This window comes from Pantoea allii (assembly GCF_002307475.1).
Classification (GTDB): domain Bacteria; phylum Pseudomonadota; class Gammaproteobacteria; order Enterobacterales; family Enterobacteriaceae; genus Pantoea; species Pantoea allii.
On the sequence record NZ_NTMH01000057.1, the window covers coordinates 25,093 to 40,403 of the forward strand.

General features: G+C 52.0%; 12 protein-coding genes. 7 read left to right on the forward strand and 5 right to left on the reverse strand.

Translation table 11 applies throughout. From position 1 onward, the window contains the following. Positions 1 to 4 precede the first annotated feature (4 nt). Complete coding sequence (locus tag CMR03_RS24540) at positions 5 to 877, reverse strand: alpha/beta hydrolase (protein ID WP_063877876.1); 873 nt, start codon at positions 875 to 877, stop codon at positions 5 to 7. A gap of 568 nt (positions 878 to 1,445) precedes the next feature. Then, entirely contained in the window at positions 1,446 to 2,378 is a 933-nt protein-coding gene (gene kdgK / locus CMR03_RS24545) for a 2-dehydro-3-deoxygluconokinase (RefSeq protein ID WP_096012925.1), read from the reverse strand. A 268-nt stretch (positions 2,379 to 2,646) separates the two neighbouring features. Between kdgK and pdeH the strand changes: the two genes are divergently transcribed. After that, a complete protein-coding gene (pdeH, locus tag CMR03_RS24550) occupies positions 2,647 to 3,420 on the forward strand; it encodes a cyclic-guanylate-specific phosphodiesterase (protein WP_063877878.1) in 774 nt (257 codons plus the stop codon). Positions 3,421 to 3,483: 63 nt separating this feature from the next. After that, positions 3,484 to 5,541 (forward strand): AsmA family protein, encoded by a 2,058-nt coding sequence (locus tag CMR03_RS24555; RefSeq protein WP_096012926.1) that lies wholly within the window; start codon positions 3,484 to 3,486, stop codon positions 5,539 to 5,541. On the opposite strand, the gene ppiC is transcribed toward CMR03_RS24555, so the two are convergent. Further along, a complete protein-coding gene (gene ppiC / locus CMR03_RS24560; RefSeq protein ID WP_063877880.1) occupies positions 5,542 to 5,823 on the reverse strand; it encodes a peptidylprolyl isomerase PpiC in 282 nt (93 codons plus the stop codon). 157 nt (positions 5,824 to 5,980) lie between these two features. Between ppiC and rep the strand changes: the two genes are divergently transcribed. Continuing rightward, complete coding sequence (rep, locus tag CMR03_RS24565; RefSeq protein ID WP_063877881.1) at positions 5,981 to 8,002, forward strand: DNA helicase Rep; 2,022 nt, start codon at positions 5,981 to 5,983, stop codon at positions 8,000 to 8,002. 30 nt (positions 8,003 to 8,032) lie between these two features. On the opposite strand, the gene gppA is transcribed toward rep, so the two are convergent. Together gppA and rhlB are read right to left on the reverse strand one after the other, a co-directional pair. Further along, complete coding sequence (gppA, locus tag CMR03_RS24570; protein WP_096012927.1) at positions 8,033 to 9,517, reverse strand: guanosine-5'-triphosphate,3'-diphosphate diphosphatase; 1,485 nt, start codon at positions 9,515 to 9,517, stop codon at positions 8,033 to 8,035. A 7-nt stretch (positions 9,518 to 9,524) separates the two neighbouring features. Then, the gene (rhlB, locus tag CMR03_RS24575; RefSeq protein WP_063877883.1) at positions 9,525 to 10,817 is read right to left on the reverse strand and encodes an ATP-dependent RNA helicase RhlB; all 1,293 of its coding nucleotides are present in this window, start codon (positions 10,815 to 10,817) and stop codon (positions 9,525 to 9,527) included. 117 nt (positions 10,818 to 10,934) lie between these two features. Here rhlB and trxA point away from each other — a divergent pair, with 117 nt between their 5' ends. The 4 genes from trxA (at position 10,935) to wzzE (ending at position 15,310) form a co-directional block, all read left to right on the forward strand. Further along, the gene (gene trxA, locus CMR03_RS24580; RefSeq protein ID WP_003851963.1) at positions 10,935 to 11,267 is read left to right on the forward strand and encodes a thioredoxin TrxA; all 333 of its coding nucleotides are present in this window, start codon (positions 10,935 to 10,937) and stop codon (positions 11,265 to 11,267) included. Positions 11,268 to 11,609: 342 nt separating this feature from the next. Beyond that, positions 11,610 to 12,869: a transcription termination factor Rho gene (gene rho / locus CMR03_RS24585; protein ID WP_063877884.1), complete on the forward strand. Its 1,260-nt coding sequence runs from the start codon at positions 11,610 to 11,612 to the stop codon at positions 12,867 to 12,869. A gap of 278 nt (positions 12,870 to 13,147) precedes the next feature. Further along, complete coding sequence (wecA, locus tag CMR03_RS24590) at positions 13,148 to 14,233, forward strand: UDP-N-acetylglucosamine--undecaprenyl-phosphate N-acetylglucosaminephosphotransferase (protein ID WP_063881071.1); 1,086 nt, start codon at positions 13,148 to 13,150, stop codon at positions 14,231 to 14,233. A 27-nt stretch (positions 14,234 to 14,260) separates the two neighbouring features. Further along, positions 14,261 to 15,310: an ECA polysaccharide chain length modulation protein gene (wzzE, locus tag CMR03_RS24595; RefSeq protein ID WP_063877885.1), complete on the forward strand. Its 1,050-nt coding sequence runs from the start codon at positions 14,261 to 14,263 to the stop codon at positions 15,308 to 15,310. The last annotated feature ends 1 nt before the right edge of the window (position 15,311 follow it).

Here is a 15,311-nt window from a genome sequence, read left to right on the forward strand (position 1 = left end):
TCCCTCAGGTTTTTGCCCTGAGCCATTCGGTCACTAACATCGGCCAACTGGCGAGGGGCAAATCCGCTACGCCACGGATACCAAAACCGTGCCCGCCCTTCTGGTAGAAATGCACTTCAACTGGCACATTGTGTTCCCGTAATGCGCTAAAAAATACCATGCTGTTGTTAACGGGGACGGCGTCATCATCGGCGGCATGGATCAGCAAGGTCGGCGGTACCTGATTGTGCACCCGGGTTTCAAGAGAGTAAGCATCAATGGCTTTCTGATCGGGCCATGCTCCTAATAAGCGGGTGCGTGCACCTTCATGGGCCAGACCGTCACGCATACTGATGACCGGATAAACCAGCACCATAGCGTCCGGGCGGGGTGAAAAGTTTTCAGCACTGTCCTGAACCGGATAGAGTTTCTCGGCGAAACGCGTACCCAGACTCGCGGTAACGTGACCGCCAGCCGAAAAGCCCATCATGACGATGTACTTACCGTTCAGCCCACGCTGTGCACGTTCACGCAGTACGCGAACGGCGCGCTGTGCATCTGCCAGCGGTGCATCTGGCCCTTCATGATGTCCGTCGTAGGGCAGGCGATAGGTCATCACGGCCAGCGTATAACCCATTGAAGTAAAAAAGGTGGCGAGCGCGCTGCCTTCACGATCGATCATGATGCGTTGATAGCCGCCGCCTGGCGCGACCAGTAACGTAATTCCATTGGATTCCACAGGGTGCCAGATAGCCATTTCCGGGCAGCGCACGCCGGTTGCCACGCGATCGTAGGGTTCGTACTCTTTTGCTGTATCCACTATCTGGGGCTGAGCACGAGAATCGCTGGCACCGGGCGCATCACCATTTGGCCAGATATTAATAATTTCTGTATTCATAGCTGTGTCCTGATGCGAGAGATGTTGTCGTTGTTTTGTTCGCGGCCGTGAAAACAGCATCCTGCTGTCGCTGTTTAAAAGATGGCTTCTTTTAGCCTAATCGTCCAACTTAAAACCGCGCAAACGCCGAGATTCAGACTATACCTGGCATCAGTGATATTGCGCTAACCTGATAATTTTAAAGGAATAAAAAATAATTAAGATTAGCGGTTATTAACGGACGAGGGCGGGATGGCGCAAGAATAAAACGGGATGACTGACTTAAGCTAAATGCAGGGGGTTTCATGTTGCCCTGACGGAAACGGCAGACATATTTCCCCCGTTTTTCTTTAATGAAAGTGATGTGTTCCTGCGCGGCTCGCGTTGTGCAACTGGCAAGCCCGGCGCCGCTGAGTCAGAACTGCGGTGCTATAGGCTTGCATCGATCACCAGCCTGTCCCGATCGCCAGATTGCCAGAAGGATGCCCAGCCAGTCTCCCAGTCATCGCCCCCCAGGACCGCGGAAGTATGTTCCCTGGCCACTTCATGAGGCTTTTAAGGTCTTCCACTCCTGGGCGATGCGCGGCGATTACGTGGGCATCGCTTCCCGCGGGATAATTGCCCCACGAAACTGAATAACCGTGCTGGCTGTGAGATGACCGCGCAACGCGGCATCTTTAACAGATGCGCCCACAAGGCGTTGTGCCAGATAGCCCGCGCTGAACGAATCGCCGGCCGCGGTAGTATCGATTATCTTTTCTTTCGCCAGCGTGATTGACGGAACCTCGGTTACTGGCTGGCCTTCAACGGCAATCAGACAGGATTCTGCTCCGCGCTTGATAACAATCTCACTCACGCCCGCCTGACGCGCCCGTGCAATGACATCCTCCACAGGCTGATTGCCCCATAACAGATGCTCATCATCTAACGTCAGAAAAGCAATATCCGTATTTTCAAGCATTTGTTGATAGGCCTGGCGGGTACTGGCGTTATCTTTCCACAAGCGAGGCCGGTAATTATTGTCAAATATCACCTTGCCCCCGTTCTTGCGGCAGTTTGCAAGTAACTGCATGAGTGCTGCACGGCTCTCCTCAGGCAGAATCGCAAGGCTGATACCGCTGAGATACAGATAGTCGTAATGCTCAAGCTGCTGACAAATCGCTTTTGCCTCAGGGCCATCAAGCCAGTATCGGGCCGCCGCATCGCTGCGCCAGTACCAGAACGAGCGTTCGCCCTCTTCATCGGTTTGGATCATGTACAGGCCTGGCATTTTGTTTTCAAGCCGTTGAATCAGTCCGGTATTGACGTTTTCCTGCTGCCAGCTGGCAATCATTTGTGCGCTAAAGGGATCGTTCCCCAGCGCCGTAACGTAATCCACCTTGATAGTGTGTTGATCGACCTGCCGGGCAAGGTAAACAGCGGTATTGAGCGTGTCACCGCCAAAGCCGCGTTTGATGTTGTCACCTTTCTCGGATAGCTCAATCATGCATTCACCCATAATGGCGATGTTTATGTGCGTCATGGTTTCAGGCCTGTCGTTAACGTTTGCTTCAGTCTCGCGTTTGTCAGCGTTGTCGTCAACGTTTTAAAACGCCGTTTTAATTTAATTTATGGTGATGTAAAGCGATAATTAACCCGATAAAGCGGCTTGTTTCGGCGATTGTCGCAATAAAAGAGGCGTAGACTCGTTGCTTCAACGTGGCCCGGTTTTCACTATGTTATCGAAACTTAAGCGATAATTACCGCTGAGCCGCCAGATGAAGGCGCTTACTATCAACCAGGAAAAGACCATGGTTATGGAGAATATTAGTCAATGGCTACCTTCTTCAACTGACATCAATCCCCAGCAGAAAAAACGTCTCTTCTGGCAGCAGTGTCAACGCCGCTATACCTTTCAGCCTATCTATAAAGTCTCAGGGCGACTGTTGGCGGTTGAACTGCTGACGGCGGTTACACATCCGTCTGAACCGACGAAAAATCTGTCTCCTGAAGCCTATTTTTCTGCGCTGGAAATCGCGCAACGCCTTGATATTGTGCAGGAGCAGTTAGAGCTGCTCGCCCAGTGGGAATCTTTTTTTGCCTGCAATAACGTCATGGCTTCAGTGAATATTGACGGCCCTTCATTGTCATTAATACAACATCATTTGCCGATTCGTAGTCTGATTACCCGTTTACCCTGGGTGCGCTTTGAACTGACCGAGCATCATGTCTTGCCTCAGGAAGAGATGGTGGCGCAAATGCCCGAGCTGGGACCCTTGTGGCTGGATGATTTCGGCTCAGGTATGGCGAACTTCTCTGCATTAACTGAGCTTAAATACGACTACATCAAGCTGTCACGTGAACTTTTTATTCTGTTACGCGCGTCAGATGAAGGCCAGGTGTTGTTTCCCATGCTGCTGTCGTTGATCAATCGCTATTGCAACGGCGTGATCGTTGAAGGCGTCGAAACGCAACATGAGTGGGAGCAGGTTAAGTCGTCACCCGCGATGGCAGCGCAGGGATACTTTTTTTCACGCCCGGCGCCTTTTTCCGAACTGGAGCATCTGCCTGTACAACTTGATTGATCCCTTCCCGCGCGCTCTCGACTATCTTTAACGGAGACCGTGAAAGAGCAGGGAGGAAGCCTAATGTCACGCGCCGGAAAAACTGTAAGCTGGATTGGCGGGATTTTAGTCGTGCTGATCGTCGTGGTGGTAGTGGTCATTGCAACATTCGACTGGAATCGCCTGAAACCAACAATTAACCAGAAAGTGTCTGCGGAACTTAACCGGCCCTTTGCCATTCGTGGTGATTTGGGAATCGCATGGCAGCGTAACCGTGAAGAACCCGGATGGCGTGCCTGGATACCCTGGCCTCATCTGCACGCCGAAGACATTATGCTGGGTAATCCCCCTGATATTCCCGATGTCACTATGGTGCATTTGCAACGTGTGGACGCCACACTTGCGCCGCTGGCATTACTGCATAAAGAGGTTTTTATCCCCTGGATAAAGCTGCAGCAGCCGGACGCGCGTCTGATCCAAACCGCGGATAAGAAAAACAACTGGACCTTTACCCTCGCGAACAGCGACAGCAAAGACGACAAGTCGCCGCCATCGGCCTGGTCATTCCGTTTGGATAATATCCTGTTTGATCAGGGGAAAATCCTTTATCGCGATGCCGTTAACAAGGCGGATGTGACGCTTAACGTCAACCCACTGGGTAAGCCTGTGCCTTATTCGCAAATCGCGGGCGGTGACGACAGACAAAAAGGGGCAGGTGATTTTGTCTTTGGCTGGCAGGCAACGGGCAGCTACAACAATGAAAAACTCACGGGTGAGGGCAAGATCGGCGGCATGTTATCCCTGCGCAGCCAGACAACGCCTTTCCCGGTACAGGCAGACGTGCATAACGGCAGTACGCGCGTTCAGTTGACTGGCGGTGTGCAGGACCCACTGAATCTGGGTGGACTGGATGTGCGCCTGCGTTTTTCGGGTGATACGTTGGCGAATCTGTATGGCCTGACTGGCGTTTTATTACCTGATACGCCGCCTTATGAAACCGATGGTCGCCTTATCGCTAAATTTACGGGGAAAGAGGGCGGGGTTTTCCGTTACCAGGGGTTTAATGGTCATATTGGCGACAGCGATATCCACGGTTCCCTGACCTACAGCCAGGGCAAGCCGCGACCAAAACTGGTGGGTGAACTCCGCTCGGATCAATTACGCATGGCGGATTTAGGCCCGCTAATCGGGGTTGATTCTGGTAAGGGCAGCGAGAAAACCGCACTGGCCAAGGCGAAACGCGGTGAAAAAACCACGCAGCCTGCCGATCGTGTCCTGCCTCACGACAAGTTTGATACTAAAAACTGGAACGTCATGGATGCGGATGTGAAGTTTAGCGGCAAACGTATCGAACACAGCAATTCGCTGCCATTAAGCGATCTTTATACCCATTTACAGCTGGATAACGGTAATTTGCTGCTTGATCCGCTACGTTTCGGCATGGCTGGCGGTAACCTCAACAGTACGATTCGGCTGGAAGGCGATCGCTCGCCCATGCGGGGCCGGGCTGATATTCATGCCCGCAAACTTCGTCTGCGCCAGCTGTTTCCCAATGTGCAGGCAATGCAGAACAGCCAGGGACAACTGAACGGTGATGCCAGCTTAACCGGCACCGGTAATTCCGTTGCTGACCTGCTGGCTACCAGTAATGGTCAGTTAAAACTGCTGATGAACGACGGGCTGATCAGCCGCAATCTGATGGAAATCGCGGGATTAAACGTTGGTAATTATCTGGTCGGCAAGCTGTTTGGTGACGATGAGGTCCGTATTAACTGCGCGGCAACCGATCTTAAGCTGCAAAATGGTCTGGCCACGCCAGGACTGTTTGTGTTTGATACGGAAAATGCCGTCATCAACGTGACAGGAACTGCAAACTTCGCCAATGAACGCCTGGATCTTTCTGTTAATCCAGAGAGTAAAGGTATTCGCGTCGTGACCTTACGCTCTCCTTTGTACGTTCGCGGCACGTTCAAAAATCCGGATGCCGGCGTGAAGACTGGTCCCTTACTGGCACGCGGTGCGGCGGCGGTAGCGCTGGGTGCCGTCGTCGGGCCCGCAGCGGCGCTCCTGGCGCTGATTTCGCCCAGTGATACGGACGATAACCAGTGCAGCCGGGTACTGCAGCAAATGAAGAAGAAGTGATCAGTTACGATAGAGCACTTTTATAATGTGGTAACCAAAAGCGGTTTTCACCGGCCCAAAAGGTTGTAACAACGGGCAGGTGAACGCCGCTTTATCAAAGGCCGCGACCATTTTCCCCCGACGGAACTCTCCCAAATCACCCCCGTTCCGGCCAGAGGGACAGAGCGAATGTTTGCGGGCAAGTTGCTGGAAATTTTCGCCTTTTTGCAGTTTTTCCAGCAGGGCAGTCGCCTGCGCCTCGTGTTTCACCAGAATATGTAAAGCCGCGGCAGTTTTCGCCATGATGATGTCTCTGTTGTGTATAATCGTCCCCCATTATAAACCTGTCTTTTCAAATCGCAGATGTGTTAACGGCGCATATTCATTGAGTCAGTGCTGACGGGCTACCGCCCTCACTGCGGTTCGAAATCGGTCTTCTATTTCAACAGAGCGATTCCCTATGCGTTTAAACTCCAGCCAACAACGAGCCGTCGAATTTGTTACCGGTCCCTGTCTGGTTCTGGCGGGTGCAGGCTCGGGGAAAACCCGCGTGATCACCAATAAAATCGCGCATCTGATTCGTGAATGTGGCTATCAGGCTCGCCATATTGCTGCTGTCACTTTCACCAATAAAGCCTCGCGCGAAATGAAAGAGCGCGTGGCGCAAACGCTGGGACGCAAAGAGGCACGCGGCCTGATGATCTCCACGTTTCACACGCTGGGGCTGGAGATTATCAAGCGCGAATATGTGGCGCTGGGGATGAAGTCCAACTTTTCCCTGTTCGACGATCAGGATCAACTGGCGTTGCTCAAAGATCTGACCAGCGAATGGCTGCAAGAGGATAAGACATTACTGCAGCAGCTGATTTCCACCATTTCTAACTGGAAAAACGATCTGGTCGATCCGCCGAAAGCGGCAGCATTAGCCCGCTCAGAGCGCGATAACCTCTTTGCCCACTGCTATGCACTTTACGATCGGCATCTTAAATCCTGTAACGTGCTGGATTTTGACGACTTAATTCTGTTACCGACGCTTCTGCTACAGCGTAATCAGGACGTCCGCGAGCGCTGGCAACAACGAATTCGTTACCTGTTGGTGGATGAGTACCAGGATACGAACACCAGTCAGTATGAACTGGTCAAGCTGCTGGTCGGTGCCCGGGCGCGTTTCACCGTCGTAGGGGATGACGATCAGTCTATTTACTCCTGGCGCGGTGCGCGCCCGCAAAATCTGGTCCTGCTTAATGAGGATTTCCCGGCGCTGGAAGTGGTTAAGCTTGAGCAAAACTACCGTTCTTCACAACGTATCCTTAAAGCGGCGAATATCCTGATCGCCAATAATCCGCATGTGTTTGAGAAACGTCTGTTTTCTGAACTGGGTCTGGGCAGTGAACTCAAGGTCCTCAGCGCGAACAGCGAAGAGCACGAAGCAGAACGGGTGACGGGCGAACTGATCGCCCATCACTTTATCAATAAAACCCAGTATAAAGATTACGCCATCCTGTACCGCGGTAACCATCAATCCCGCGTGTTTGAAAAATTCTTGATGCAGAACCGCATCCCTTACCGCATTTCCGGCGGGACCTCCTTTTTCTCGCGTCCCGAGATCAAGGACCTGCTGGCATACCTGCGAGTGCTGACGAATCCCGATGATGACAGTGCTTTTTTGCGCATTGTGAATACACCACGGCGCGAAATTGGTCCGGCAACGCTGCAAAAGCTGGGCGAGTGGGCCAATGTACGTAACAAAAGCCTGTTTAATGCCAGTTTTGATGTCGGTCTGGGACAAACGCTGACCGGGCGTGGGCTCGAACATTTGCAGCGTTTTACGCATTGGCTCAATGACATTATCCAGCTCAGCGAACGTGAGCCGGTTAATGCCGTGCGCGATTTAATACGCGGCATCGATTACGAAAGCTGGCTGTTTGAAACGTCGGGCAGCCCTAAAGCTGCCGAAATGCGCATGAAAAACGTCAATACCCTGTTTCAGTGGATGACGGAAATGCTGGAAGGTAGCGATCTGGATGAGCCCATGACGCTGGCCCAGGTTGTCACGCGCTTCACGCTGCGCGACATGATGGAACGCGGTGAGAGCGACGAAGAGCTCGATCAGGTGCAGCTCATGACGCTTCACGCCTCTAAAGGGCTGGAGTTTCCCTACGTTTTCCTGGTTGGCATGGAAGAAGGGCTGCTACCGCACCAGAGCAGCATCGATGAAAATAACATTGAGGAAGAACGCCGTCTGGCGTATGTCGGCATCACCCGCGCGCAGAAAGAGCTGACGTTTACCTTATGCCGGGAGCGCCGTCAGTATGGCGAACTGGTTCGTCCCGAGCCCAGCCGCTTTTTGCTGGAACTGCCGCAGGACGATGTGATCTGGGAAACCGAGCGGAAAGTGGTGAGTGCAGAAGAGCGCATGAAAACCGGCCAGAGTCGCGTGGCCGGATTGCGTGCAATGCTGGAAAAGGCGAAAAAGAGCTAATCAGTCGCTGAGCGGATGAGGTAAGCGGGGTCAGGAAAGCGTCAAAGACCAGTGGACATAGGACTGATAATGGCTTTCCTGTTCAAGCAGCTCGGCCCGCAGCGGATGGACGTCCAGCCAGCCTGCCGGTAGCGTGACATGCAAGGCTTCATCATCTGCCTGCATACGAACGGCGGGTAAGGTGTCATCACGACGGCGAGTGGAGAAGATAATGGACAGTCGCAGCAGACGACACAAACGCTCGGCCAGACGCGGTGGTAGGGCATTTTGTTGCGTCAGTAGAGCAAGGTCGATGCTGCCACTTTGATTTTGCAGTAAGCAGGCAAGCAGCTTTTTCTGCGCCGGTGTAAAACCCGGAAGGTCGAGATGGCGAACCAGATAGGCCGCGTGCTGCGGGGCCTGACGAAAATCGACACTCAGTCCGATTTCGTGAATCGTACAGGCACTAAGCAGTAGCTCCCGACAGCGCTGGTCTAGCTTCCAGCTAACACTCACCTGACGAAAAAAGCTTTCCGCCAGCTGGCGTACCCGGTCGGCCTGACAGACATCAATATTGAAACGGCGCTGCACATTTTGCAGCGTGCGGCTGCGAATGTCGCGATCAACAGGCAGATGCAGCATACCGTACACCAGACCTTCGCGAAGCGCGCCACCGGCCAGGGTCATGCTGTCAATATTGAGTTCCTGGAAGATGGCAATAAGAATGGAAAGCCCACTGGGGAACACTAACGCGCGTTCCAGCGTCAGGCCTTCAATTTCAAGCTCTTCGAGTTTGCCACACTGAATAGCGCGCTGCTTTAACTGTTGCAGCTTGCTCAGGGTGATGCGCTCATCCATGCCCTGGGCCACCATGATTTCCTGGAGGGCCTGAACCGTTCCAGAAGCACCAACGCAAACCTCCCAACTCTGTTTGCGCAGTTCTGTGGTAACAGGTTTTAGCATCGCTTTGGCTGCTTCTTCTGCCTGGTCAAAATTTTCTTTAGCCAGGTGGCGATCGCCAAAGAAACGCTCCAGCCAGGTGACACAGCCCATTTGCAGACTATACAGCACATTGGCATGCGAACCATCGCCAGTGGCTAACTCTGTGCTGCCACCGCCAATGTCTACCACCAGGCGTTGATCAGAACCCCCGGTGGTATGCGCCACGCCCTGATAAATCAGACGCGCTTCTTCTTCGCCACTAATCACATTGATGGCGCAACCCAGAATCTGCTGTGCCTTATCAAGGAATTCCTGCGCATTCGCCGCGATACGCAGCGTGGCGGTTGCTACCACCCGAATCTGATCGGGGGGAATATCCTGAAGCTGTTCAGAGAAAAGCCGCAGACATTGCCAGCCGCGAGCCATGGCGTCGGCGGACAGACAATTCGATTTATCCAGGCCAGCGGCCAGGCGCACCTTGCGTTTGATTTTAGCGATGGTCTGAATACTTCCCGACACTTCGCTGACTACCAGCATGTGAAAGCTGTTAGAACCTAAATCAATGGCAGCATAGAGAGTCGATGCGCTTAGCATGGTCAACTTAACCCGAACGTTTACGGTTGTTATGACGTGGTGCACCGCGGCGGCCGGTGTTGTTGCCTCCACGACGCTGACCGTTGCCTGAACGACTACGCGTCAGACGTTTCGGTGGCGGTAATTCACTTAACAGCGCATCGCTGTTGTACTTGCTCACCGGGATACTGTGACCAATGTACTCTTCAATGCCGGGCAGATTTAACGCGTACTCTTCGCACGCCAGGCTGATAGAGTGACCGCTTGCGCCCGCACGGCCAGTACGGCCAATGCGATGAACATAGTCTTCGCGGTCGTCAGGCAGATCGTAGTTAAACACGTGGGTAACGGCGGGAATATGCAGGCCGCGTGCTGCCACATCAGTTGCCACCAGGATATCAATATCACCTTTCGTGAAGTCATCCAGGATACGTAAACGTTTCTTCTGCGCCACGTCGCCGGTCAGCAACCCGACCCGATGACCGTCTGCAGCCAGATGGCCCCAGATGTCTTCGCAACGGTGCTTGGTGTTAGCGAAAATGATTGCTCTGTCGGGCCACTCTTCTTCCACCAGCGTCTGCAGCAAGCGCATTTTCTCTTCGTTTGACGGATAGAAAAGCTCTTCTTTGATGCGATGACCGGTTTTTTGTTCAGGCTCAACTTCAACGTATTCGGCACTGTTCATGTGCTCGAATGCCAGTTCACGCACGCGGTAAGAAAGCGTGGCAGAGAAAAGCATGCTCAGGCGTTGGGTCGCGGCAGGCATGCGGCGGAACAACCAACGGATATCTTTTATAAAGCCGAGATCGAACATGCGATCGGCTTCGTCCAGCACCATGACCTGAATGGCACCAAGGTTGACGTGATTCTGCTTGGCATAGTCAATTAAACGGCCGGTGGTGCCCACCAGAATGTCGACACCTTGTTCCAGCACTTTTAACTGTTTGTCGTAGCCATCGCCACCGTAAGCCAGACCTAATTTAAGGCCGGTCGATGCCGCCAGAGGTTCCGCATCGGCGTGAATTTGCACTGCAAGTTCACGTGTCGGTGCCAGAATTAAGGCGCGCGGTTGGTTAACCTGGCGGCCCTCTGGAGCAGGGTGAGAGAGAAGATGATGAAACGTTGACGTTAAAAACGCCATCGTTTTGCCGGTACCGGTTTGCGCCTGACCTGCGACATCACGCCCTGAAAGCGTAAATGGCAGTGCTAACGCCTGGATAGGCGTGCAGTTATAAAACCCTTTAGTATCAAGGGCTTCCACCACCAGAGGGTGCAGGGCGAAGTCGGAAAACTTCTGTTCAGTTAAGTGTGTTTTGCTCATAGTGTGGTAGAATATCAGCTTACTATCGCTTTACGAAAGCGTATCCGATGAAATAAAGTCAACCAACATTGGTTTATATTACGCCAATTCGCCAGGCACAATCTTGTGGAGTAAAACATGAGCAGCGATAAAATCGTTCATCTGACCGATGACAGTTTCGACACCGACGTGCTAAAAGCCGACGGCGTTACACTGGTAGATTTCTGGGCTGAATGGTGTGGTCCTTGTAAAATGATCGCGCCCATCCTTGATGAAGTTGCAGAAGAGTATGATGGCAAACTGACCATCGCTAAGCTGAATATTGACGATAACCCAGGTACTGCGCCGAAATACGGCATCCGCGGTATTCCTACGCTGCTGCTGTTTAAAAACGGTGAAGTCGCTGCAACGAAAGTGGGCGCATTGTCCAAAGGTCAATTAAAAGAGTTCCTGAACGCCAACCTGGCGTAATCAGGCAGAACGTCCGGCAGTGGTTAAATTTTTGCCTGCTGCTGGACGTTCGCTTTCAAGCGTGCTAACTTATTTTCACTGCACTATGAACATACCTTGTAGTTAGCATTCAAAGTTTTCTCTTGTTAGACCCTGTCATACTGTACCTACCAGCGGTTTAGCAATCTAACGACTAGCTCTACTCTGACTAAGTCGACCGTCTCCTCGCTCCCAGTCATTATTCAAGACGATGATCGTTGAGAAGAGTTGAAAAAAGTCATTAACAGAACAGGCATGGATTAACTGCCATACCATTCACGACAAACATTTCGAGTATTACCCCGAGTTTAAGAACCCATCAATATGAATCTTACCGAATTAAAGAATACGCCGGTTTCTGAGCTGATTACCCTCGGCGAGAATATGGGGCTGGAAAATCAGGCTCGTATGCGCAAGCAGGACATTATTTTCTCAATCCTGAAGCAGCACGCGAAAAGCGGCGAGGACATCTTCGGTGATGGTGTGCTGGAGATATTGCAGGATGGATTTGGATTCCTCCGCTCTGGAGACAGCTCCTACCTCGCCGGTCCTGATGATATCTACGTTTCTCCCAGCCAAATTCGCCGCTTTAACCTCCGCACTGGTGACACCATCGCCGGCAAAATCCGTCCACCTAAAGAAGGTGAACGCTACTTTGCCCTGCTGAAAGTTAACGAAGTTAACTACGACAAACCAGAGAACTCGCGTAACAAGATTCTGTTCGAAAACCTCACGCCGCTGCACGCTAACAGTCGTCTGCGTATGGAGCGGGGTAATGGCTCTACTGAAGACTTAACCGCTCGCGTACTGGATCTGGCGTCACCGATTGGTCGTGGCCAGCGTGGTTTGATTGTGGCACCGCCAAAAGCCGGTAAAACGATGCTGCTGCAGAACATCGCGCAAAGCATTGCCTACAACCATCCCGACTGCGTGCTGATGGTGCTGCTGATCGATGAACGTCCGGAAGAAGTCACCGAGATGCAACGCCTGGTTAAAGGTGAAGTTATTGCTTCTACCTTCGACGAACCGGCTTCGCGTCACGTTCAGGTGGCCGAGATGGTGATCGAAAAGGCCAAGCGCCTGGTTGAACATAAAAAAGACGTCATCATTTTACTCGACTCCATCACGCGTCTGGCCCGTGCCTACAACACCGTTGTCCCGGCTTCCGGTAAAGTCTTAACCGGTGGTGTGGACGCCAACGCCCTGCATCGTCCTAAGCGTTTCTTCGGTGCGGCACGTAATGTGGAAGAGGGCGGAAGCCTGACCATCATTGCGACGGCCCTGGTGGATACGGGTTCGAAGATGGATGAAGTGATTTACGAAGAGTTTAAAGGTACCGGTAACATGGAACTGCATCTCGCGCGTAAAATTGCTGAAAAACGTGTCTTCCCGGCGATTGATTACAACCGCTCCGGTACACGTAAAGAAGAGCTGCTAACCTCTCAGGAAGAACTGCAGAAAATGTGGATCCTGCGTAAGATCATTCATCCAATGGGTGAAATCGACGCGATGGAGTTCCTGATTAACAAGTTGGCCATGACCAAAACCAACGATGAATTCTTCGACATGATGAAGCGTTCTTGATCCTTTAAGGCGTCATCCAACCATGATGGCGTTTTTTTGCTTTAAATGATCATAAAATAGCCCTGACGCCACGTTCTGACGTGGCGTTTTTCATTTCCGGGCTATAGGATTGAATCCTGGCAAGCGTAATAATAATGACGGTGGAAGTGGTGGACGTTTAACCGTTCGTGCACCTCTTCATGCCGAATTCGGAATCTGGAACAGTGATATGCGCGATCTTTAGCGTATTGTGAGTTCCAGGATGATAGCTGAGAGCGTTTAACGTGAATTTACTCACTATGAGTACTGAGCTTGGTTTAGTTTTTATCTTTTCCTTGGTGTTTCTTTTCCTTGCTCGCAAAGTGGCCGAAAAAATTGGATTGGTAGACAAGCCAAATCTTCGAAAGCGTCACCATGGCGTCATTCCACTCGTTGGCGGAATCTCTGTTTATGCAGGAATCTGTTTCGCCTTCTTCATTACAGATTATTACTTGCCGCACGCTAAGCTTTACCTGGCTTGTGCGGGGGTACTGGTATTCGTTGGTGCGCTTGACGACCGATTCGATATCAGTGTGAAAATTCGGGCGACAGTGCAAGGTATTGTGGCTTTGGTGATGATGTTTTGCGCCAAGCTCTATTTGCTGAGTCTGGGATTTATTATCGGTCCGGTCGAGTTAACAGTTGGCCCCTTTGGTTATGTCTTGACACTTTTTGCAGTCTGGGCAGCTATTAACGCTTTCAATATGGTCGACGGTATTGACGGGCTCCTGGGCGGCCTTTCAACGGTGACGTTTGCAGCAATGGGGATCATCCTTTATCTGGATGGGCAGCACAGCCTCGCAATGTGGTGCTTTGCTATGATAGCTGCCACGATGCCCTATATTTTACTGAACCTTGGTTTCCTGGGGCGGCGTTTCAAAGTGTTTATGGGCGATGCCGGCAGCACGATGATTGGTTTTACGATCATCTGGATTTTGCTGGAAACCACCCAGGGGTTGAGCCATCCCATCACACCGGTCACAGCATTATGGCTGATTGCCATTCCTCTGATGGACATGGTCGCGATTATGTACCGCCGATTGCGTAAAGGAATGAGTCCTTTCTCCGCTGATCGCCAGCATATTCATCATTTGATAATGCGCGCGGGTTTTACTCCTCGTCAGGCTTTCGTATTGATTACCGCTGCTGCTGCTTTGCTTGCAGGAATCGGTGTTTTAGGTGAATACCTTGCCTTTATTCCTGAATGGGTGATGTTGATACTGTTCCTGATAGCCTTCATGGGGTACGGCTATTGTTTGAAACATGCGTGGCGTGTCGCGAGAAAGGTCAGGCGATTTAAACGCCGCCTAAATAATTTTAGTAATACTAAGAAAAATGAACCCTGATAAGACTTAACAAAGGATGACGCTCTGATGCGCGCTAACGTTGTGGAGAACGAACTGGATATTCGCGGCCTGGGCTGTCGCTTATGGCGTGGAAAACGCTGGATAGTCGGCTGTGCGGTGCTGTTTGCATTGATAGCCTGGATAGCGACGTTACTGATGAAACAGGTCTGGAGCACCACCGCGATAACGGGGCGGCCAACGGTGAATATGCTGGGTTCCTACTATTCCCAGCAACAGTTTCTCAATAATCTGGATATGCGCAGTAACGCGCTGACGTTAAATAGCCCGTTACCTACCGTCATGGACGACGTGTATCGGGAGTTCCTGATGCAGCTCTCATCCTGGGATACCCGCCGGGAGTTCTGGCAGCAAACTGATTATTATAAAAGCCGTAAAAGCGGCAACGCCCATAATGATGCTGCCCTGCTGGACGATATGATTGATAACATCCAGTTTACGCCCGCGGATACCGCACGTAATACCTTCGACAGCGTCAAGTTAAAAGCAGAAACTGCCAGTGATGCCAACAATCTACTGCGCCAGTATATTGCCTATGCCAGTGAGCGCGCCGCGCGCCATCTTAACGCGGAGTTAAAAGGCGCGTGGCAAGCGCGAGAGGGTCAACTTAAAGCGCAGGTCAAACGTCAGGAGGATGTCGCTAATGCCGTGTTTCAACGTCGGCAACATCGCCTGGAACAGGCGCTGAAAATTGCCAGCGAACAGGGCATTAACGAAAAGCAGACGCGTGAAGTGAGTGAGAATCTTGCTGACAGCGATCTGTTTTTAATCGGCCAACCGTTATTGCAGGGACAGTTAGAAACCCTGCGCGCCACGGGGCCGAGCTTTGACATAAGTTACGATCAAAATAAAGCGATGCTGACGACACTGGATGCCGGACCCACACTAAACAACAAATTCCAGACTTACCGTTATTTGCGTACGCCGGAAGAGCCGGTTTCACGCGACAGCCCCCGCCGGGTATTTATGATGGTGATGTGGGGCGCGGTAGGGGCACTGGTTGGTGCGGGCGTGGCGCTGGCGCGTCGTCAGCGCCCGATGTCAGATACACAAGATTGAG